Source organism: Brucella grignonensis (assembly GCF_002252505.1).
In the GTDB taxonomy this organism is placed as follows: domain Bacteria; phylum Pseudomonadota; class Alphaproteobacteria; order Rhizobiales; family Rhizobiaceae; genus Brucella; species Brucella grignonensis.
The window spans coordinates 87,201-107,150 of the sequence record NZ_NNRL01000164.1 but is presented as its reverse complement, the minus strand read 5'-3'; the positions used below and the strand labels follow the sequence as shown (position 1 = coordinate 107,150).

The window sequence follows — 19,950 nt, the reverse complement described above, 5'->3', positions numbered from 1 at the left end:
TTTTTTTGTAAGTGAATTCAGATCAGGTATCAGTGCCGAGAGCCAGTTCGGTTGCGCCATCCATCTTGTAGATATCGTCGCGGAACTGCACCACACCATCGCCGGTCGACCATGCTGTAATATAAACGAAATGCAGCGGCACAGGATCAGACACCTGAATAGGCGTGTTAACGCCTGATTTAATGGTGTTCTCGATGTTCTGACGATCCCAGCCTGCAGTGTTCTTCAACAGCCAGACATCAAGATCACGAACATTCTGCACGCGGACACAGCCGGACGAATCGAACCGCATGAGTTTGTTGAAGTAGCTCTTCTGCGGGGTGTCGTGCATGTAAACAGCATGCTGATTATGGAAATTGATCTTCGTCGAGGACATGGCGTTGATCTTGCCCGGATCCTGACGGAACATCAGCTTCACAGCATCATCCGTGTTCCAGTCAACGCTTTCCGGCGGAACTTCCTGTCCCTGCGCGTTGTAGAGACGGATCTTGTTATTCGCCAGATATTGCGGGTTTTTCCGCATCAGTGGAATAATATCCTTCTGGATGATCGACTTTGGCGCTGTCCAGTAAGGATTGAGAATAACTTCGTGGATCTTGGAATTGAGGATCGGCGTCTGACGATCGATTTTGCCAACAACTGCCGTGTGGCGCTGCGAAACGCTGCCGCCTTCCACTGCTTCGATACGAGCCGCGGGGATGTTGACCATCACAAAGCGCTGTTCGGCTTGGGTTGCGGGTGTCATGCCGGACAGGCGCTGGAGGTTGGTCTGCAGCTGTCCAAGACGCGTATTGGCGTCGACATTCATGGCCGCATAGGTAAACTGGCCCATGACACCGTCAGCCGGAAGGCCGTGACGTGACTGGAAGCGCTTGACGGCTGCATCGACATAAGTGTCGAATGCGCCGGAAACACCTGCTTCGCGCGGAAGATCGCCGGAAACGATAAGACGCTGACGCAGAGCCTGCATCGACGGTGCATTTGCACCAAGCTGCAACTTGGCATCGCCGGGAACCTGTGGCCAGCCACCACGGCCTGCAATATCGGTGTATTGAGCAATCGCTGACTGAAGATTACCAACCGTCTGCTGGCTGAGAACCGGCTGATTGGTTGCAACTTTCTGACCACCTGTTGCACGGGCATCAAACTGGTCATCCCAATTGCCACGGCGGGGTGCTGCAAGAATATCGTTTAACCCCTGCTGCTGGGCAAAAGCTGCAGGAACCATTGCAGAGGCAGCGACGGAAAGACCGGCTGTTGCTGCGCCACGCAGAAAGCTGCGACGACCTACATTGAAAGCTTGCGTCTTCTTGTCGGTTTTGGTCATAGATTTGGTCCCAAAGGCTAACAGGTTGCGCCCAGATGCGATACATCTGCAGATAGCTCTAAATTATGCGCTGTATATATTCGCTTATGTCGTTTTTTATGGCTTATTCATGTCGTGGCGGACGGATTTCAAGTCAGGCTATGCTGAAATAGCCCGCAATCATGAAGTTCCATGCGCAAATCATACCAATTGTGACCGTTCTGCAACAACCTGTCAGAGTCGATAAGCAATGCTGTCATTCCAGAAGCGATCAAGACGCTGGAGCGAACGGTTCATTGCTGTGAACTCTTCCACCTGAATACCACCAACCTGTTCAATAGAAGCAATATGGCGCTGATAAAGTGCCTGTACCTGATCAGCAATCTCGTTGCCCTTGTCTGTCAGGCTGACGCGAACCGAGCGACGGTCGGTGCTGGAACGCTCGTGATGGATAAAACCCATCTCGACCAGCTTTTTGAGATTATAAGAGACGTTCGAGCCCAGATAATAGCCACGCGAACGCAGCTCCCCGGCCGTCAGTTCTGAATTACCGATGTTGAACAGGAGCAACGCTTGCGTTGCATTGATATCGCTACGGCCATTGCGGTCGAACTCGTCCTTAATGACGTCGAGCAGACGACGATGCAGGCGCTCAACCAGCTGAAGAGCTTCGAGATAAAGTGTGCGGAGAGCTGCTTCGGGATTCAAAAGCGGAGCAGATGCATCCATTCTGTGCTGTGCATTGATCATTTCTTTTGCCTCTCTGTCGGAGCAACCTTTCATGAGGTCGCTCTCTTTGTCCTGTTTTATGCGGTGTATTTTCTCACCGTTCATGAGAGGACTTTAGGAGAGATGCATAAAATTCGAATTAAAAGTCAGCCTTAACAGTAGCTTACCAAGGGAAATGCAGTTTCAGGCTTAATGTTCTGTTACTAGGCAATAATTTCAGCTGGCAATTCCCATATGTGGCCCCATACGTGATTGCCGCCTTTTCTCCAGGAAAAGCACCACACGGAAAATGATATAGACAACGATGCAAACTGCATTAAACCCGACGGTAACCGGCTTATATTCAAAGTGGCGCGCAAAGACGGAATAGATAGCGATTTCGCCAATTGCTGCAACAAACCACAATACAGCACCCCATGGGGCGCGCATCCAGAGGCCTGTCGCTGCAACGGGCATGAGAAGAGCAAGTGCTACGGATGCAGTCTGCCACTGCCATGGCATGAGATCGAAACGCCACAGCAATCCCGGCTGAATACCGATCAATCTTATCCAGTAAAAAACACCGCTGCCCAGAGCAGCCAATGCGATAAGCCGCATGAACCAGACAAAAGACCATTCGGCACCACTGGGCTGTAGATGCTGGTGCAACTCATCCTGACGCATCAAAAGCTCAGTTCCCTCTCGCCAAGATTTGCAAAATACGCGTTCACCATTTCCGGCTTCACATCTTCGATTGAAGCTGGCTTCCAGGCAGGCGCACCATCCTTGTCGATCAGGACAGCCCGCACGCCTTCGTAAAAATCATGTCCCGCAAGCATACGCGACACAATGCGATATTCCATTCGCATACAATCATCCAGATCAAGAGTCCGCCCATCGGCAACCTGGCGAAACGTGACCGCGACACTTGTCGGCGAACGTGTTGCAAGAACAGTAAGAATATCGTTGGCATGCTTGCTGCCAGCTGCGGCCGACTTTTCCAGAGCTGCAACACATTCAGCAAGTGTAGCGTGAGCAAAACACGCTTCAATTAACTGCCGCATTTCCACAGGAGTTTCAAAATCTGGATACTGACAGCGTGCCAATGCCGTATTGACATCTCCAGTTGCGATGAGATCGTCACGCAGATCATCAAGGTCATTTACAGCGACGGCATGGGTAGCAATACCGCTTTGCAGGCAATCGCCCCAGCGAACGCGATTTCCAGTCAGCGCCAGATAATATCCGAAATTGTCATGCAGATGCGGAAGGAAAGCACTTCCACCGACGTCCGGGAAAAATCCAATTCCGGTTTCAGGCATCGCGAAAAGTGTATTTTCGGTCACGATACGGTGGGAACCATGCACAGAAATACCTGCACCTCCGCCCATCACAATACCGTTCAACAACGAAATATACGGCTTGGGAAAACGTCCAATACGCGCATTGAGACGATATTCGTCACGGAAAAAATCGAATGCAGGCGTGCCGCTCTGTCCCGCCTTATAGGCTGCAACCACGTCGCCACCGGCACAGAAGGCACGCCCCTCACCTTCCAGAATGACACAGGCAACGTCTGGATCAGTTTCCCAGGCCTGAAGCGCGCGGTCGAGCGCAAGAATCATATTATGCGTGAGCGCGTTGAGCGCAGATGTGCGCGTTAGCTTGACAAGCCCTGCCTTGCCCTTGCGTTCAAAGGCGATTTCGCTGCCGCCGCCGAAGTCAATCTGCATGTCGTTTCTCCCGTTTGATTAAATGGGTAGAAACTGAAAAGCCCCGCGTCAATCCTGCACAGGCCATTGTGCTTGGATTAGCCACTTTTCCCGTGATAAACCGTGCCCATCTGATAACAAGCTTCCGAACCGTTAGATTCCCAAGCTTTATTCTCTCGGGAACGTTTCCATGACTGATCGTTTGTCCAACATTTCTTCTGCCAACATTTCTGGTCACGTTGATGATGTGACGGGAGGCCGTCGCCTGCGCCGCATGCGCAAAGCCGATTGGTCGCGAAGATTGGTGCAGGAAACTCATCTGACCGTGAACGATCTGATCCTGCCATTCTTCCTGACTTACGGAACTAACGTCAGCGAACCCGTAGATGCCATGCCAGGCGTTGAGCGCTATTCGGTTGATATGGCTGTGCGCATGGCCGAGAAGGCTGCCAAGCTTGGCATTCCGGCGATTGCGCCCTTCCCGCGCGAAAAGGCAGAAGTAAAGACAGAGGACGGCGCTTTCGTTGCAAGTCCGGACAATCTGATCAACCGCGCCGTGCGTGCGATCAAGAAGGAAGTGCCGGAAATCGGTATCATTACCGATGCAGCACTCGATCCATTCACGACGCACGGTCATGATGGCATTTTGCGCAATGGCGAAATCATCAATGATGAATCGGTTGCGATGGTTGTGCGCGGTGCGCTCGCACAGGCGGAAGCCGGTGCAGACGTTATCGCACCGTCCGACATGATGGATGGCCGTATCGGCGCTATTCGTCAGGCGTTGGATGCCCATGGCTTCAACCATGTGCCGATCATGTCCTATGCGACCAAATTCGCATCCGCCTTCTATGGCCCATATCGCGATGCAATCGGAACAGCTGGTCTGCTGAAGGGCGACAAGAAGACCTATTACATCGACCCAGCAAATCCAGACGAAGCGGTGCGCGAGGCCGAACAGGACGTGGCTGAAGGCGCTGACATGCTGATGGTCAAGCCCGGCATGCCTTACCTCGACATCATCCATCGCCTGAAAAACACGTTCCGTCTACCGACTTATGCCTATCAGGTATCGGGCGAATATTCGATGATCAAGGCTGCGGGCATGAATGGCTGGATCGACGAAGAGAAGGTCATGATGGAAAGCCTCTTGGCTTTCAAGCGCGCTGGCTGTGATGGCATTCTGACTTATTTTGCGATGGAAGTGGCTGAAAAGCTGAAAAGCCAGAACTAAATTCCGAAACACCGCTTCCTTGAAATAGCCGGTTTCATACACCACCTTGAGACTGTTCCGCGTAGTGCGGGACAGCGGACGGGTTTATTTTCCGGACGCTTCTCGTTTTAACGACTGGAAGGGACAATGTCCGACCATATTCTGCACGGCGAAATAATGGGGCCGCGTTACGAAAGCCGCGCATTTTTTGAAGGCGTACGTACACGCCGTATCATGGCTTTCCTCATCGACTATCTGATCGTCTTTTTGCTCTGCATTCCAGTGGCAATCGTGATCTTCATTCTGGGCATTGTCACCCTCTCGTTGGGATGGGCGCTCTATGCCATCATGTTCCCGGTTGTCGCTTTGTTTTATATATCGCGCACACTCGGCGGGCCTCAGCAGGCCACCAAGGGTATGCAGATGATGAATATCAAGCTGGTTCGCCTTGAAGGCGGTACAGTTGACCCTATGCTGGCGGTGGTTCACACGGTCCTGTTCTGGGGCCTGAATGTCGTGCTTACGCCGTTCATTCTGTTGGCTACACTGGTGATTGACCGTAAGCGCACGGTGCACGACCTCTTGCTTGGAACAGCAGTCATCCGTTCGGACCGCTAAATCAAGCATCAAAAAAATTCAGGGCCGGCTGCACAAAATGTCTATTGACGTTTTGTGCAGCCGGCTCAATCTTTAGAGCATGTCTCCCCAAAGTGGGAACCGGTTTTGGGACGAAGACATGTATAAAATAACTCATCGTGATGGTTCGGTATTGCCGTTTCGTGGATATTGAATGACCCATCAACCGCAACAGTCTCCGCAGTTCTTTCTGACGGCTCCATCGCCCTGCCCTTATCTTGAAGGTCAGCTGGAGCGGAAAGTGTTTACGCACCTCGTCGGCGACAAAGCCAGCGAGATCAATGATCTGTTGACACAAGGCGGCTTTCGTCGTTCTCAGAACATTGCCTATCGCCCAGCCTGTGAACTATGTCGCGCCTGCGTTTCTGTGCGTATCCTGACGGGCGAATTTGAGATGAACCGGAGTATGCGCCGGGTCTGGAACCATAATCGCGATCTGATCGGCCGCCCGCACAAGGCACAGCCAAGCACCGAACAATATGCCCTGTTCCGGGATTATCTGGATGCCCGTCACCACTCCGGCGGCATGTCCGATATGACGGTGCTTGATTATGCGATGATGGTCGAAGACACCCACGTCAATACGCAGATCATCGAATATCGTAGACGCGGGCCGGATAGTTTTATCAGCGCCAAGGGTGATGGAGAGCTGATTGCGGTAGCCCTTACCGACGTGATGGCAGACGGCCTGTCTATGGTCTATTCATTCTTCACGCCGCATATGCACGAGCGTTCGCTCGGAACTTTCATGATCCTCGATCATATCCAGCGCGCACGCGCTGCTGGCCTTCCCCATGTCTATCTCGGCTATTGGGTCGAGGGATCGCGCAAGATGCAATATAAGACGCGCTTCAGGCCGCAGGAGCATCTCGGCCCGCGCGGCTGGCAGAAATTTGAGGGCTAGAAACAAAAAGGCGGCATATGCCGCCTTTTTTATTTGAGCAGAACCTTAGAATTTGCCCGAACGCGGGAACCCCTTGGGCACCAGACGCCCAGCAGAAGCACGGGCCGCAATCCACTCGACAAGCTCTTCCTTGCTGCGATTGAAGGTGCGATCTGCTGAATCCTGCCACGACAGACCGTCGCCGATCGCGAAGGTACGGACATCTGACACGCCGCCGTCCTTATACTTCTGCAAGCGAACGCCCTTGCCGCGTGTCATTTCAGGAATGTCCGAAAGCGGGAAGACGACCATCTTCCGGTTCTCGCCCACGACCGCAATGTGATCGCCCGAAATGCGCTGGCAAAGCTTGGCTTCATCTGGCGCCTTCACATTCATCACCTGCTTACCCTTGCGGGTATTGGCGACAGCTTCATTCTCAGACACAATGAAGCCATTGCCTTCATGCGATACAAGCAGAAGCTTGGCCTGTGGATCGTGAACGAAGGCCGTCAGGATATCCTGATCATTTTCCATATCAACGAGGATACGGATCGGTTCGCCATGACCGCGTCCGCCCGGAAGCGTGTTCGCACCAATGGTGAAGAACTTGCCACCTGTCGTGAAAAACAGCAGCTTGTCAGTCGTCTCAGCATGGAAAGCGAGCTTGAGCTTATCGCCTTCCTTGAAAGCCAGCGTGGAGAAATCGGCCAGATGGCCCTTCATCGCGCGCAGCCAGCCCTTTTCAGACACAACAATCGTGACCGGCTCACGCTCGATCATCGCCTGATGAATGTCTTCGAGATCATGGCTTGGCGCATCGGCAAAGGTACTGCGACGCTTGCCGAGTTTGGTTTCAGGACCAAATTTTTCGCGGACGGCTTTGATTTCCGTGCTGATCTTCTTCCACTGGCGCGTGCCTGACGCAAGCAGACCTTCAAGATCCGCCTTCTCGGCAGTCAGACCGTCAAATTCTTTGCGAATTTCAAATTCTTCAAGTTTGCGCAAGGAACGCAGGCGCATGTTGAGGATCGCTTCGGCCTGATTATCCGTCAGATCAAAGAACCGCATCAGCTCCTGTTTCGGTTCATCCTCTTCACGAATGATGCGGATGACTTCATCAAGATTGAGATAGGCCTTCAGGAAACCGCCAAGGATTTCCAGCCGCTTTTCGATTTCTGCCAGACGGTATTCGGAACGGCGAACCAGCACTTCCTTGCGGTGTTCAAGCCATTCCTTGAGCACGCAGCCCAGTGAGAGAACATTCGGCACTTTGCCGTGCGAGAGCACGTTCATGTTGAGCGAAACGCGATTCTCAAGCTCGGTCAGCTTGAAAAGCGATTCCATCAGCAGTTCAGGATCGACCGTGCGGTTCTTCGGTTCCAGAACGATGCGAATATCTTCAGCCGACTCATCACGAATATCATCGAGCAGCGGCAGCTTCTTTGCGAGAAGCAGCTCCGCAATCTTCTCGATCAGGCGCGATTTCTGAACCTGATATGGGATCTCGGTGACGACGATAACCCAGGTTCCGCGATTGCCCTCTTCCTTATGCCAGCGCGCGCGTGCGCGGAAAGAACCTCGCCCGGTGCGATAGGCTTCAACGATGTTGGCATGGTCTTCAACCAGAATGCCGCCAGTCGGGAAATCCGGACCGCGCACCTTGCACTTCAAAAGTGCTGCCGGATCGCTTTCCGCTTCCTTCCTCAGCTCTTCCCATTGTTCCGGCGAAGTGACGAGTTCTTCAACAGTCGCTTCGGGATGATTGATGAGATAGAGCGCCGACGAGCAAAGTTCCGCCACGTTATGCGGCGGAATATTGGTGGCCATACCCACCGCGATACCGGCCGATCCGTTGGCAAGCAGGTTCGGGAATGCACCCGGAAGGACGATGGGCTCTTCGTCTTCTTCGTTATAAGTCGGACGAAAGTCGATAGCGTTTTCGGTGATGCCTTCAAGAAGCAGCGTCGCGACCTCGGTCATACGCGCTTCGGTATAACGCATCGCAGCCGCATTATCGCCATCGATATTGCCGAAATTGCCTTGCCCGTCCACGAGCGGATAACGCACGGCAAAATCCTGCGCCAGACGCACAAGCGCATCGTAAATCGAGGCGTCGCCGTGTGGGTGGAATTTACCCATAACGTCACCGACGATACGCGCGCATTTTGCGTAAGCCTGATCGGGATTGAGTCGTAACAGGCGCATGGCGTGCATGATGCGGCGATGCACTGGCTTCAAACCGTCGCGCACGTCCGGCAGCGCACGATGCATGATCGTGGACAGCGCATAAGCGAGGTAACGCTCCTCGAGGGCCGACTTAAGATCGACCCGTTCGATATGTTCTTCGCCGTCGCCCGGCGGAATCAGACTTTTACCCATAGTTCTCAGTACCAATTGCGCGATTCGTCAGCAAGTAGCGATGAGAACCAATCCAGTACATTCGTCGCAATATTGCCGTCATTCAGCATCTATAGAGGAATTGTGGATGTTTTCTCCACAACTTATACGTAACGAATGAAACAGGCTGTTTTTCCTTGCGTAAAGGCTTATGAAGGCTATCTAAAATTTACCAAATGATCAGGAGCCAATAAATGAAGGTTTTCGTTGTTAGCAAGCAGGCCGCGCGCGTCTTCGCAGCAAGTACCGCCCTCTCGCTTGTTCTTGGCAGTGCGGCAATGGCTGCAGATGCAAATGCAGTCGCTGAGCGCGTCAAGGCCCTCTATACAAAGCAGGGCGGAGAGCTGAACTTCGCCGAAGTTCAGGCTGACGGCGACAACATTTTGCTCAAAGGCACAACAATCAAGCTGCCTACCGTTTCTGACAGCGCGACACCTGTCGGCGATATAACGCTCGAAAACGTGCAGGACACGCCAGAAGGCGGCTATAGCATCGAAAAAGTTTCGGTTGCAGATATGGACTTCGCTCCTGAAGGCGCGGACAAGAACGATAAGGTCACGATCAAAGGCATTTCGATGGAGAACGTTATTCTTCCATCCGAGAAAGCCGAAGGCGCGCTCGCCAAGATGGTCTTCTACGACAAGATGAAGATCGACGAGTTTTCGGTTGGCACTCCAGGCAAAGATGGCGCTCTGATCAAGGGCATGGAAGTGACGCTGAACTCGGCCAACAAGACCGAAAAGATCGACTACGCGCTGACAATCGCCGATATCGATGCAGTTTTCGAGAAGAACGGCAAGAACCCGCTCGCGCCTCTCGATATGAACGCACTCAAAGGTTCGATCAATTCGAAGGGCACATGGCAGCCAACTTCCGGCAATGCGACGTTGGATCAGTTTGAAATCAATGCCGAAGAACTCGGCAAGATCGATCTGACAGGCGCCATCGACGGCTATGATCTGTCCTTCGTCGAAGCTCTGCAGAAGACACAGGAAAGCATGACCAAGGCTGATGCGGAGAAAGATGCCGCTGGCTTGGCACTTCTCGGTCTGGCTGAACAGCTGAGCCTCAAGAACCTGACAATCCGTTTCGATAACGAAACACTGACGCAGAAACTGCTCGAATATTACGGCAAGCAGCAGGGTGCGGATGGCAAACAGCTGGGTCAACAGCTGAAGATGATGGTTCCGCTGATGGCAACACAGCTCAAGAACCCTGAATTTGCTCAGCAGCTCAAGACCGCAGCTGAAAAGTACTTCGACGATCCAAAGTCGCTGACCATTTCCGCATCGCCTGAGCAGTCGGTTAGCTTCGCATCCATCGTTGCGACCGCTTCGCTCGATCCAACGAAAATCATACAGCTTTTGAAAGTTGGCGTTGAAGCCAACAATTGATCGAACTTAGGTTCATCAAACGAAACCCGGTGAGTTCCGCTCACCGGGTTTTCTTTTTGCCTTTTCATTAGAGCGCGTTTCGATCTGATTGGATCAGATCGGCGCTCTAAATATTTGTTTTAACGCGCATCTTTGTCCGAAAACCGTTTCACACTTTTCGGGATGCACTCTAAGCCAAACAAAAAACCCGGTCTTGCGACCGGGCTTTTTGTTTTAAACCTTAGATGGATCAGCTTTTCTGGGTCGGTGCCAGACGAATGTGCAGATCGCGCAGCTGTGCTGGAGTTACATCCGAAGGCGCATTCATCAGAAGATCAAGCGCCTGCTGGTTCATCGGGAACAGCGAGATTTCGCGCAGGTTCTTTGCACCGACCAGCAGCATGATAACGCGATCAACACCGGCAGCCATGCCGCCATGTGGAGGCGCGCCATACTGGAAGGCACGGTAGAGACCGCCGAAGCGCTCTTCCACGTCCTGCTGGCTGAGGCCAACCTTTTCAAAGGCCTTAACCATCACATCCGGCAGCTGGTTACGGATCGAACCGGAAGCAATTTCAAAGCCGTTACAAACCAGATCATACTGGTAAGCCTTGAGCGACAGCGGGTCCTGCGTTTCCAGCGCTTCCATGCCACCCTGCGGCATCGAGAACGGGTTGTGTGCGAAGTCGAGCTTCTTGTTGTCTTCGTCCCATTCGTAGAACGGGAAATCGATGATCCAGGCCAGTTCGAAGCGATCACGATCAACGAGGTTCAGTTCTTCACCAGCACGGGTGCGTGCGTCACCTGCAAACTTGTAGAACTTCGATGGCTGACCGGCTACGAAGAAGCAGGCATCGCCGTCGCCGAGACCCAGCTGGTTGCGGAGCGCTTCGGTGCGTTCTTCACCAATGTTCTTGGCAATCGGGCCAGCGCCTTCAAGCTTGTCGCCTTCCTTGCGCCAGAAGATGTAGCCGAGACCTGGCTGGCCTTCGCCCTGTGCCCATGAGTTCATGCGGTCACAGAAGGCACGGCTGCCGCCAGTCTTGGCAGGGATAGCCCATACTTCGACCTTAGGGTCGTTGGCGATCATGTTCGCGAAGACCTTGAAGCCGGAACCTGCAAAATGCTCGGTCACAGCCTGCATTTCAATCGGGTTGCGCAGATCTGGCTTGTCCGAACCATAGGTGCGGATCGCATCGTCATAGGCGATACGGCGGAAGTTCTGCGTGACAGGCTTGCCTTCGGCAAACTCTTCAAAAATGCCGCGCATGACCGGTTCCATCGTTTCCCAGATTTCTTCCTGGGTCACGAAGCTCATTTCAAGATCGAGCTGGTAGAATTCGCCTGGCAGACGGTCTGCACGTGGATCTTCATCGCGGAAGCAAGGTGCAATCTGGAAGTAACGGTCAAAACCGGCAACCATCAGAAGCTGCTTGTACTGCTGCGGAGCCTGCGGCAGCGCGTAGAACTTGCCTTCGTGAATACGGCTTGGAACGAGGAAGTCGCGTGCGCCTTCCGGTGACGAAGCCGTCAGGATCGGCGTCGAAAACTCGTTGAAGCCGATTTCGGTCATGCGGCGACGCATCGCGGCAATGATTTTGGTGCGGCTCATGATGTTCTTGTGCAGCGTTTCACGGCGAAGGTCGAGGAAACGGTACTTGAGGCGGATATCTTCGGGATAATCCGGCTCACCAAAGACCGGCAATGGCAATTCCTTGGCAGCAGCGAGAACTTCAATCTCGGTTGCAAAGATTTCGACTTCACCGGTCGGAAGGTTCGCGTTTACCGCTTCGTCTGCACGCGCCTTCACTTCACCGTCGACGCGAATAACCCACTCGCCACGAACAGTTTCAGCAATCTTGAACGCGGGCGAATCAGGATCAGCAACGACCTGCGTCAGGCCATAATGATCGCGAATATCGATGAAGAGAATGCCGCCATGGTCACGGACGCGATGAACCCAGCCAGACAGACGGACTTTGGAACCAACATCCGATTTGCGAAGGGCTGCGCAGGTGTGGCTGCGATAACGGTGCATGATTTCTGCCTTTTGGAACTCAATAATCTTGTGCAGGCAAAGCGCTGCAAATTCGGGCGGAAAAGCGCATTTTGCTCACGCTTTGTCAAGCCGACACTGTCTGTGTTAAACCAGCTTGACAGAATATGTCGACAAAAATCACTATTTCCGTGTTATTCCCTCGCAATATCATTCTTGCGGCGCGACAAGCGGCCCGCCTTTGTCTAAAAAGAAGAACATGCAGCTCATTACGACAACAGAGGCCCTTGAAGAGGCCGTATCCGCCCTCGCCAAATCCGACTTTGTGACTGTCGATACCGAATTTATTCGGGAAACGACCTTCTGGCCGGAGCTCTGCCTCATTCAGATGGCTTCTCCCGACCACACTGCATTGGTGGATGCACTGGCTCCCGGCCTCGATCTTGCACCATTCTTCCGGCTGATGGCCGATGAAAAAGTGGTCAAGGTTTTCCATGCCGCGCGCCAGGATATCGAGATTGTCTTTCATCTTGGAAATCTGATCCCTGCCCCGATTTTCGACAGCCAGGTTGCTGCGATGGTTTGCGGCTTTGGCGACGCGATTTCCTATGATGCGCTGGTTCAGAAAGTAACAGGCAAGCAGCTCGACAAGTCGTCCCGCTTTACCGATTGGCGTCGCCGCCCGCTTTCTGACAAGCAGCTCGATTATGCGCTGGCTGACGTTACCTATCTGCGCGACATCTATCTCTATCTGAAAGCAGAACTGGAGAAAGAAGGTCGCAGCGAGTGGGTCAATGAGGAAATGGCCGTACTCAGCGCAAGGGAAACCTATGATCTGCATCCGGACGATGCGTGGAAGCGCGTTAAGACTCGGATGCGCAAACCGATTGAACTTGCAATCGTGCAGTCCGTAGCAGCATGGCGTGAACGCGAAGCACGCGAACGCAATGTGCCACGCGGTCGCGTTATCAAGGACGATACGATTGCAGAAATCGCTCAGCAGCAACCAAAAGATGCGGAAGCGCTAGGCCGCCTTCGATCAATTCCCAAGGGCTGGGAACGCTCGGCTCAGGCAGCAGGCCTTGTGGCTGCCGTTCAGGCCGCGCTTGCTATTCCGAAAGAAGATCTGCCACGCCTGCCAAAGCAGTCGCATTCGCCTGAAGGCAGTGCAGCAGCGGGAGATATTCTTAAAGTGTTGCTGAAACTTGTGACCGAAGAACACGGCGTCGCGGCAAAGATCGTCGCCAATTCTGATGATATCGACAAGATCGCAGCAGAAGGCGAAAACGCCAATGTGCCAGCACTGCATGGCTGGCGTCGTGAAGTCTTTGGCCAGAAGGCGCTCGACCTCATCGCTGGCAAGATCGGCATCAAGTTTGAAAACCGGCGCATTCAGGCGGTCGAACTACAGTAGAGCGCATCCCGAAAAGTGTGAAACGGTTTTCGGACAAAGATGCGTGTTAAAACAAATATTTAGAGCGCCGATCTGATCCAATCAGATCGAAACGCGACCTAAGCAAAAAGGCCGACGGAGGAAGCTCCAGTCGGCCTTTTAATTTCCAGATCATCTTTCTCAATGATGCTCGTTTGCTTCAATCGCACTGTCACCGACGGCAAAATACAGGTTTTTCCCTGTGAGCTTCGCAAGTTGCTGCAAACGTCCTTCAGGACGATCCGAAATAAGATCGGCCAGATCTCCCGGCACAACCAGCGCAATGCCGTTCTCCTCTTCACGCCAGTAAAGGCGCGGAATCACGCCCGGCATGGACGCTGAAAGTAGATAGATAACGCGTAGCAACGCGCCGAGAAGCTTTGCCCGCTCACGCAAACGCGGCGTCGCAAGCTGCAGTATTTCCGGAGCGATATCGTCTTCGACCAACCCTTCATGGCGATAATAATTTGCCAATGCCATGAAAGAGCGGCCAGGATGATCAATGCCACCGAAAGAACCATGCGCAATGATGTTCAGGGCTTGTGAGCCACGATAATCAGGATGCGCGCGCCAGCTTATGTCAGCAACTAGACACGCAGCCTGCCGGTAACGGCTTTCATCTTCTGTCTCGTCAAACCCGAGAACCGGCAAAGAAAGCGTCGTCCATGTTGCAAGTTCTCGTGCATGACGCGGTGACCGCGAACGCAGGATCGCCAGCTCTTCCGCCGATGCCAGCAGAGGATCGAGTCTCTGTTCATTCTTAGGCAGTAGCGAATAGAGATAGCCTTCACGCACACCCAGAGCCGAAAAAACGACCTTGGATGGTTTCATGCGGCGAATGGTTTCAAGCAGAACGGTTGCGCCATAAGCGAGAAGCTGACGGCGGTTTTTCGACACTGCTTCGATACCGCGCATCGTGTCGAGATTGCCTTTAGCAACACGCTTGAGAAAATTTTGCGCTTCCACCGGGTCCATCTCATAGCCGTGCATGACATGAAGCGGATAGTGCTTTGCCGTCATATGAAGCTTGGCGAGATTTCGCCACGTACCGCCAACTGCATAGAACACCTGTCCCTGATGCTGTTCAAGCAGCGTTGCACGCGCGAGTTCCGTGCGGGTGATTTTAGCCGCCTCAGGAAGCTGTTCGTTGGACATATCCTGCAATCGCAGACCACCGAGCGGAAGCGTAATCCCCTCTCCGACTTCGTGATCGTTGACGCTGACCAGTTCAAGACTACCGCCGCCAAGATCGCCCGTTACGCCCTGTGGCTTATAGAACCCCGAAATAATGCCGAGCGCAGAATAATAGGCTTCTTCCTTGCCGGACAAAACTTCAATATGCCGCCCGAGAATGGCTTCGGCCTGTGCGATGAAATCAGGACCGTTCTTCGCCTCGCGTGCTGCGGCTGTTGCCAGCGCATGAATGGAAATCGCGCCAGCCTGTTCGGCCAGAACACGAAACCGTTTCAACGCACGCAATGCTATGTCGACAGATTTTTCATTGAGCTTACCGGTCTTGGCCAATCCTTTGCCAAGACCGCAGAGAAGCTTTTCGTTAAAAAGCACCGTCGGCGAACGAACGATGCCTTCATAAACCACGACACGAATCGAGTTGGACCCGATGTCGATGACTGCGACGGGCTTGAGGCCTTTCAAACGGCCTTGTGCGATTGCTGGACTCATGAAGTTGTGTTTCTTTCCGCCTGTGCACGTTTACGATGCGCAATCAGGCGGGGGGCAGATGACTTCAGCGACTTTCCGCGACCCGACAAGCTTGGATTTGTCATGAAATATTCCTGCGCGTTGAAAGCTTCTTCTCCATCTTCTTTTTCTATCCGGCGAGAGGTGCCATCCGCAAGTAGCTGATAGCTCTGCTGGTTATCAATTATGTTGGCAAACATAATCTGCGACAGGATTTGCTGATGCACGGTAGCATTGGTGATAGGCACCAGTGTCTCTACGCGGCGGTCGAGATTGCGTGGCATCATATCGGCTGAACCGAAATAGACGATTGCCTTGCCAGATGGCAGATCATGCCCGTTTCCAAAGCAGAAAATGCGACTATGCTCAAGAAAACGACCAACGATGGACTTCGCGCGGATGTTATCCGACAGGCCGGGAACGCCCGGTCGCAGGCAGCATATGCCACGCACCACCAGATCAATGTGAACACCTGCCTGACTTGCCTTATAGAGCGCATCAATAATCTGTGGATCGACGAGCGAATTCATCTTCATCCAGATCGCAGCAGGCTGTCCAGCCTTCGCATTGGTGATTTCGTCCTCGATATGCTTGAGGATTCGCGTCCGCAGCGTCAGCGGTGAAATAGCGATTTTCATCTCTTCAGCCGGCTGCGCATAGCCGGTGATAAAGTTGAAGATATGTGCCACATCGCGCGCAATATCCGGATCGGATGTAAAGAACGACAGATCGGTATAAATGCGTGCGGTAATCGGGTGATAATTGCCGGTGCCAAGATGCACATATGTGCGCAGTCTCTGGTCTTCACGGCGCACCACGAGTGACATTTTGGCATGTGTTTTCAGCTCAATGAAGCCGAACACAACCTGCACGCCAGCCCGTTCAAGATCGCGTGCCCAGCGAATATTGGCTTCTTCATCGAAGCGCGCCTTCAACTCGACAAGCGCTGTGACTGACTTGCCTGCTTCTGCAGCATCAACCAGCGCACGCACGATTGGGCTGTCATTCGAGGTACGATAAAGCGTCTGCTTGATAGCCAGCACATCCGGGTCCGCCGCCGCCTGACGCAGAAACTGCACCACAACGTCGAATGATTCATAGGGATGATGAACAACGATGTCCTTTTCGCGAATCGCTGCAAAGCAATCGCCGCCGTGTTCGCGAATACGCTCGGGGAAACGCGGATTATAGGACACGAATTTCAGATCATCACGGGGAATCGAAACGACTTCCGAAATCATATTGAGCGCGAGAAGACCTTCCAGAACGCTGATGCGATTTTCCGATACGCCAAGCTCAGTGGCAACGAAAACGCGCAGCGCTTCAGGAATTTCGGAGTCAAACTCGATACGGATAACCTGACCGCGCCGACGACGCTTCAATGCGGTTTCAAAAAGACGGACGAGATCTTCCGCTTCTTCTTCCACTTCGATATCGCTGTCACGAATGATGCGGAAAGTTCCTGCACCACGCACTTCATAGCCCGGGAAAAGGCGGCCGATAAACAGGCTGACTGCGTCTTCAATCGTGATGAAGCGATATGCATTCTGCTGCTCGGTCGGAAGCTGGATGAAACGCTTCAGCGCAACAGGAATGCGCAGAAGTGCGGTCATCGGATGACCGTCGAGACGACGCGCCAATTGCAACGCAATGGAAAAGCCGAGATTTGGAATAAACGGAAACGGATGCGCCGGGTCGATGGAAAGCGGGGTCAGCACCGGGAAAATTGTCTCAAGGAAATGGTTCTCAAGCCAGTCCTTCTCCAGATTCGACAAGGCCGATGGACGCACGATCTCGATGCTCTCTTTTTCAAGCTCCTCGCGCAGTGTGCGCAAACGCTCCTGCTGGCCTTCCTGAAGGCGCCCTACTTCTTCCAGAACGAAATCAAGCTGTTCTTGGGGTGTGCGGCCATCTGCACTGCGCATGGCAACGCCAGCACGCACCTGTGCGGCAAGGCCCGCAATGCGGACCATGAAAAACTCATCGAGATTGGCGGCCGAAATGGACAGAAATCGCAGGCGCTCCAGCAGTGGCTGGCTGATATTCGCAGCTTCTTCCAGAACACGACGATTGAACTGAAGCCAGGAAAACTCGCGATTGACGAAGCGCTCGGGGCTTTGCATCAGCGCGGATGTCTTTTCATCATTCAAAGCTTCGTGAGCGTTTTGAACTTTGCTGCCGTTCTTACCAGCAGAAACATCATTTGCGGCCTTGTTGGTCGCATTGGAGGCCAAATCGGTGGTTGGGGGTGCCATAACGCTGTTTTCGTTCATTTTTCCTGTCCCGGCTTTTACCGGAAAATCCCGGCGCGACCATAAGCCTATGGCTGTCATATGACAGTTTGATAGCAAACCGCTTGAAATGTCTCCAGAATTGATGAAAACGCTTCCAGAAACAAGCCGTTCGCGGTAAACCCACCCAAAATAGCCATCCTACTTAGATGTCGCGATCCACAAGCACCGGAGCGTATCATGTCCGATCACATCATCCCACACTTCCAGAATGACGCTGGCCATAATGCCATTGAAATCGGCGTAAAGGAATTCATGTGCGTCGGCGCGAACCCTCCTTTCGATCATCCACACGTCTTCCTTGACATGGGTGATGAGAGCGAAGTCGTCTGCCCTTATTGCTCGACGCTCTACCGTCACAATGCGCAGCTTCATGCTGACGAAACTGTTCCAGCGGGCTGCGTCTATGAAGCCCCTGCCGACAAAGCTGCCTGAAAGTAGCTTGGGCAAAGGGCGCATATTGATTGCAGGAGCGGGCGTTGCAGGATTAAGTGCAGCGCTTGAACTTGCAGCCAGAGGCTGGTCAGTAGAGCTTTTCGAGAAAGCCACGACACTCTCTGAAGTTGGTGCGGGCCTGCAACTGGCCCCAAACGCCATGCGCCATTTGCAACGCTTGGGTATTGCCGACAGGCTCACCACACAAGCTGTCACGCCCGAAGCGCTTTTCCTCGTTGATAGTCGCAGCGCACGCCCCCTTCTCACGATGGAGCTTGGCGATAAAGCGCTCAAGCGCTGGCACCATCCTTACCTCGTCTGCCACCGCGCCGATCTGCAATCAGCTCTCCTTGCTGCCTGCCTGGAAAACCCTGCAATAAACATTAATCTTGGCTCGGAAATCATTCGACACGAAGTTATTGGCCAAGAGATAGAGGCTGAGGTTCGCCGCGGAAATGTAACCGAGACTATCAAGGCGCACTATCTCCTTGGATGCGATGGTGTGTGGTCGGCAGAGCGGGCCAATGCTGTGCATAGCAAGGCCCGCTACAGCGGACACATCGCGTGGCGCAGCACTATCGCCGCCAGTGACTTACCCGCAACATTCTCCAATGCACTGCCGCTGAAAAAGGCTGTATCGGCATGGTTGGGTAAACAGGTTCATTTTATCGCCTACCCGGTCAAAGGTGGGACGTATTTCAACTTCGTCGCAATAACTGGCGGTGAGAATCCGGGCGAAGGCTGGTCAAAGGTCGGAGATCGCGAGCGGCTCAAATCAATTTACCAGAACTGGCATCCGGCAGTCCGTGATGTGATCGCTACAGCGCCAGAATGGACTTACTGGCCATTGTTCGAAATGCCGGACGCGCAATTTGTCTGCGAAGGACGCACAATCCTGCTGGGTGATGCTTCTCATGCTGTTACGCCTTTTGGGGCGCAAGGTGCAGCCATGGCCATTGAAGACGCCGCAGCGCTTGCGGAGGCATTGGATGCGACCGATCAACCGGCAGCACTTCAGCATTTCGACAAAGTGCGCAAGGAACGGATTGCTGCTGTCGCCAAACGAGGACAGCTGAATAGATTTGCCTATCACGCGACTGGCGTCTTTGCGCTTGGCCGCAACATGCTCTTTGCCGTGCGTAGTTCTGATAATTTCCTGAAAGATCTGGACTGGCTTTATAGCTATGACGCTGTTGCGGCCGTGCGAAATTAACGAGCGTCCCGGGCGGCTTCCAATGTCGCAATATCAATCTTGACCATTGTCATCATGGCATTTGCGACACGCTGTCTGACGTCCGGCGCACCGTCCTGCAAAATATCCAGCAGGAATTCCGGCACAATTTGCCAGGCGAAGCCGTATTTATCAGTAAGCCAACTGCACTCCAAAGGCGAGCCACCTTCCAGTAACCTATTCCAAAATGCATCAAGCTCTGCCTGATCCTTGCATTTCAAAATAAGCGATGTGGCCAGATTGAACTTAAACTCTGGTCCGCCATTCAGAGCGGTCATGGCCTGTCCGTCAAGCGTAAAGTTTGCGGTCACGACATCCGTACCGCCAGTTTGATGACCGTGTTCAAAGCGGATGAAACCATCAATTGATGCGGGCCTTCCCAGATCACGGAAGAGCGACACGTAATAATTGGCTGCCTCTTCGGCCTTGTTATCAAACCAGAGGCAGACAGTTAAACCAGACATGGATTTCTCCTCCCATATGTCTCAGCCCCCTGTCTTTTAGAGCGGTTCCCGCTGATATTAATCGTGGAACCGCTCTATTTCGTTTCCGCATTATCCCGCGCAAAAAGCTCACGCACTTTTGCTGAAAATGCTCTTTTTATTTTTCGCATTATCCCACGCAAAACCGCTTCGC

16 protein-coding genes are annotated in these 19,950 nt (G+C 53.2%); 7 read left to right on the top strand and 9 right to left on the bottom strand.

Going from position 1 to position 19,950, the window contains the following annotated elements; translation table 11 throughout:
• Nucleotides 1-22 precede the first annotated feature (22 nt).
• The 4 genes from CEV33_RS18380 to CEV33_RS18365 all read right to left on the bottom strand — a co-directional run bounded on the left by CEV33_RS18380 (nucleotide 23) and on the right by CEV33_RS18365 (nucleotide 3,747).
• The gene (locus CEV33_RS18380; protein ID WP_094541862.1) at nucleotides 23-1,327 is read right to left on the bottom strand and encodes a L,D-transpeptidase family protein; all 1,305 of its coding nucleotides are present in this window, start codon (nucleotides 1,325-1,327) and stop codon (nucleotides 23-25) included.
• Between the two features lie 213 nt (nucleotides 1,328-1,540).
• Complete coding sequence (ldtR, locus tag CEV33_RS18375; RefSeq protein WP_024897416.1) at nucleotides 1,541-2,056, bottom strand: transcriptional regulator LdtR; 516 nt, start codon at nucleotides 2,054-2,056, stop codon at nucleotides 1,541-1,543.
• A 195-nt stretch (nucleotides 2,057-2,251) separates the two neighbouring features.
• Entirely contained in the window at nucleotides 2,252-2,698 is a 447-nt protein-coding gene (locus CEV33_RS18370) for a DUF6163 family protein (RefSeq protein ID WP_094541861.1), read from the bottom strand.
• Nucleotides 2,698-3,747, bottom strand: coding sequence for an enoyl-CoA hydratase/isomerase family protein (locus CEV33_RS18365; protein ID WP_094541860.1), 1,050 nt, complete (start codon nucleotides 3,745-3,747; stop codon nucleotides 2,698-2,700). Before CEV33_RS18365 ends, CEV33_RS18370 begins: the two co-directional genes overlap by 1 nt.
• A 169-nt stretch (nucleotides 3,748-3,916) precedes the next feature.
• Here CEV33_RS18365 and hemB point away from each other — a divergent pair, with 169 nt between their 5' ends.
• The 3 genes from hemB (at nucleotide 3,917) to CEV33_RS18350 (ending at nucleotide 6,479) form a co-directional block, all read left to right on the top strand.
• Nucleotides 3,917-4,960 carry a porphobilinogen synthase gene (gene hemB, locus CEV33_RS18360; RefSeq protein ID WP_094541858.1) on the top strand — a complete coding sequence of 348 codons (1,044 nt, stop codon included), beginning with the start codon at nucleotides 3,917-3,919 and terminating at the stop codon, nucleotides 4,958-4,960.
• Between the two features lie 126 nt (nucleotides 4,961-5,086).
• Nucleotides 5,087-5,557, top strand: coding sequence for an RDD family protein (locus CEV33_RS18355; protein WP_024897412.1), 471 nt, complete (start codon nucleotides 5,087-5,089; stop codon nucleotides 5,555-5,557).
• Nucleotides 5,558-5,729: 172 nt separating this feature from the next.
• Nucleotides 5,730-6,479, top strand: a complete 750-nt coding sequence (locus tag CEV33_RS18350) for an arginyltransferase (protein ID WP_094541857.1) — start codon at nucleotides 5,730-5,732, stop codon at nucleotides 6,477-6,479.
• Nucleotides 6,480-6,524: 45 nt separating this feature from the next.
• Here CEV33_RS18350 and CEV33_RS18345 read toward each other — a convergent pair whose 3' ends face one another.
• Complete coding sequence (locus tag CEV33_RS18345; protein WP_094541856.1) at nucleotides 6,525-8,837, bottom strand: DNA topoisomerase IV subunit A; 2,313 nt, start codon at nucleotides 8,835-8,837, stop codon at nucleotides 6,525-6,527.
• Between the two features lie 212 nt (nucleotides 8,838-9,049).
• Here CEV33_RS18345 and CEV33_RS18340 point away from each other — a divergent pair, with 212 nt between their 5' ends.
• On the top strand, nucleotides 9,050-10,249 hold the full coding sequence (locus CEV33_RS18340) for a hypothetical protein (protein WP_094541855.1): 1,200 nt from the start codon (nucleotides 9,050-9,052) through the stop codon (nucleotides 10,247-10,249).
• Between the two features lie 229 nt (nucleotides 10,250-10,478).
• Here CEV33_RS18340 and aspS read toward each other — a convergent pair whose 3' ends face one another.
• Complete coding sequence (gene aspS, locus CEV33_RS18335; RefSeq protein WP_094541853.1) at nucleotides 10,479-12,266, bottom strand: aspartate--tRNA ligase; 1,788 nt, start codon at nucleotides 12,264-12,266, stop codon at nucleotides 10,479-10,481.
• A 217-nt stretch (nucleotides 12,267-12,483) separates the two neighbouring features.
• On the opposite strand from aspS, the gene rnd reads away from it, so the two are divergent.
• Nucleotides 12,484-13,638, top strand: a complete 1,155-nt coding sequence (gene rnd / locus CEV33_RS18330) for a ribonuclease D (RefSeq protein ID WP_094541852.1) — start codon at nucleotides 12,484-12,486, stop codon at nucleotides 13,636-13,638.
• Between the two features lie 159 nt (nucleotides 13,639-13,797).
• Here rnd and ppx read toward each other — a convergent pair whose 3' ends face one another.
• Nucleotides 13,798-15,339 carry an exopolyphosphatase gene (ppx, locus tag CEV33_RS18325; RefSeq protein WP_094541851.1) on the bottom strand — a complete coding sequence of 514 codons (1,542 nt, stop codon included), beginning with the start codon at nucleotides 15,337-15,339 and terminating at the stop codon, nucleotides 13,798-13,800.
• Entirely contained in the window at nucleotides 15,336-17,612 is a 2,277-nt protein-coding gene (locus tag CEV33_RS18320; RefSeq protein ID WP_374816621.1) for an RNA degradosome polyphosphate kinase, read from the bottom strand. The genes ppx and CEV33_RS18320 overlap by 4 nt, the downstream gene beginning before the upstream one ends.
• Before the next feature lie 216 nt (nucleotides 17,613-17,828).
• Between CEV33_RS18320 and CEV33_RS18315 the strand changes: the two genes are divergently transcribed.
• Nucleotides 17,829-18,083, top strand: a complete 255-nt coding sequence (locus CEV33_RS18315; protein ID WP_094541849.1) for a zinc-finger domain-containing protein — start codon at nucleotides 17,829-17,831, stop codon at nucleotides 18,081-18,083.
• A gap of 7 nt (nucleotides 18,084-18,090) precedes the next feature.
• Nucleotides 18,091-19,296 carry an FAD-binding protein gene (locus tag CEV33_RS18310; RefSeq protein ID WP_235818458.1) on the top strand — a complete coding sequence of 402 codons (1,206 nt, stop codon included), beginning with the start codon at nucleotides 18,091-18,093 and terminating at the stop codon, nucleotides 19,294-19,296.
• Here the strand turns inward: CEV33_RS18310 and CEV33_RS18305 are convergent.
• On the bottom strand, nucleotides 19,293-19,778 hold the full coding sequence (locus tag CEV33_RS18305) for a VOC family protein (protein WP_094541848.1): 486 nt from the start codon (nucleotides 19,776-19,778) through the stop codon (nucleotides 19,293-19,295). The genes CEV33_RS18310 and CEV33_RS18305 overlap by 4 nt on opposite strands.
• Between the last annotated feature and the right edge of the window lie 172 nt (nucleotides 19,779-19,950).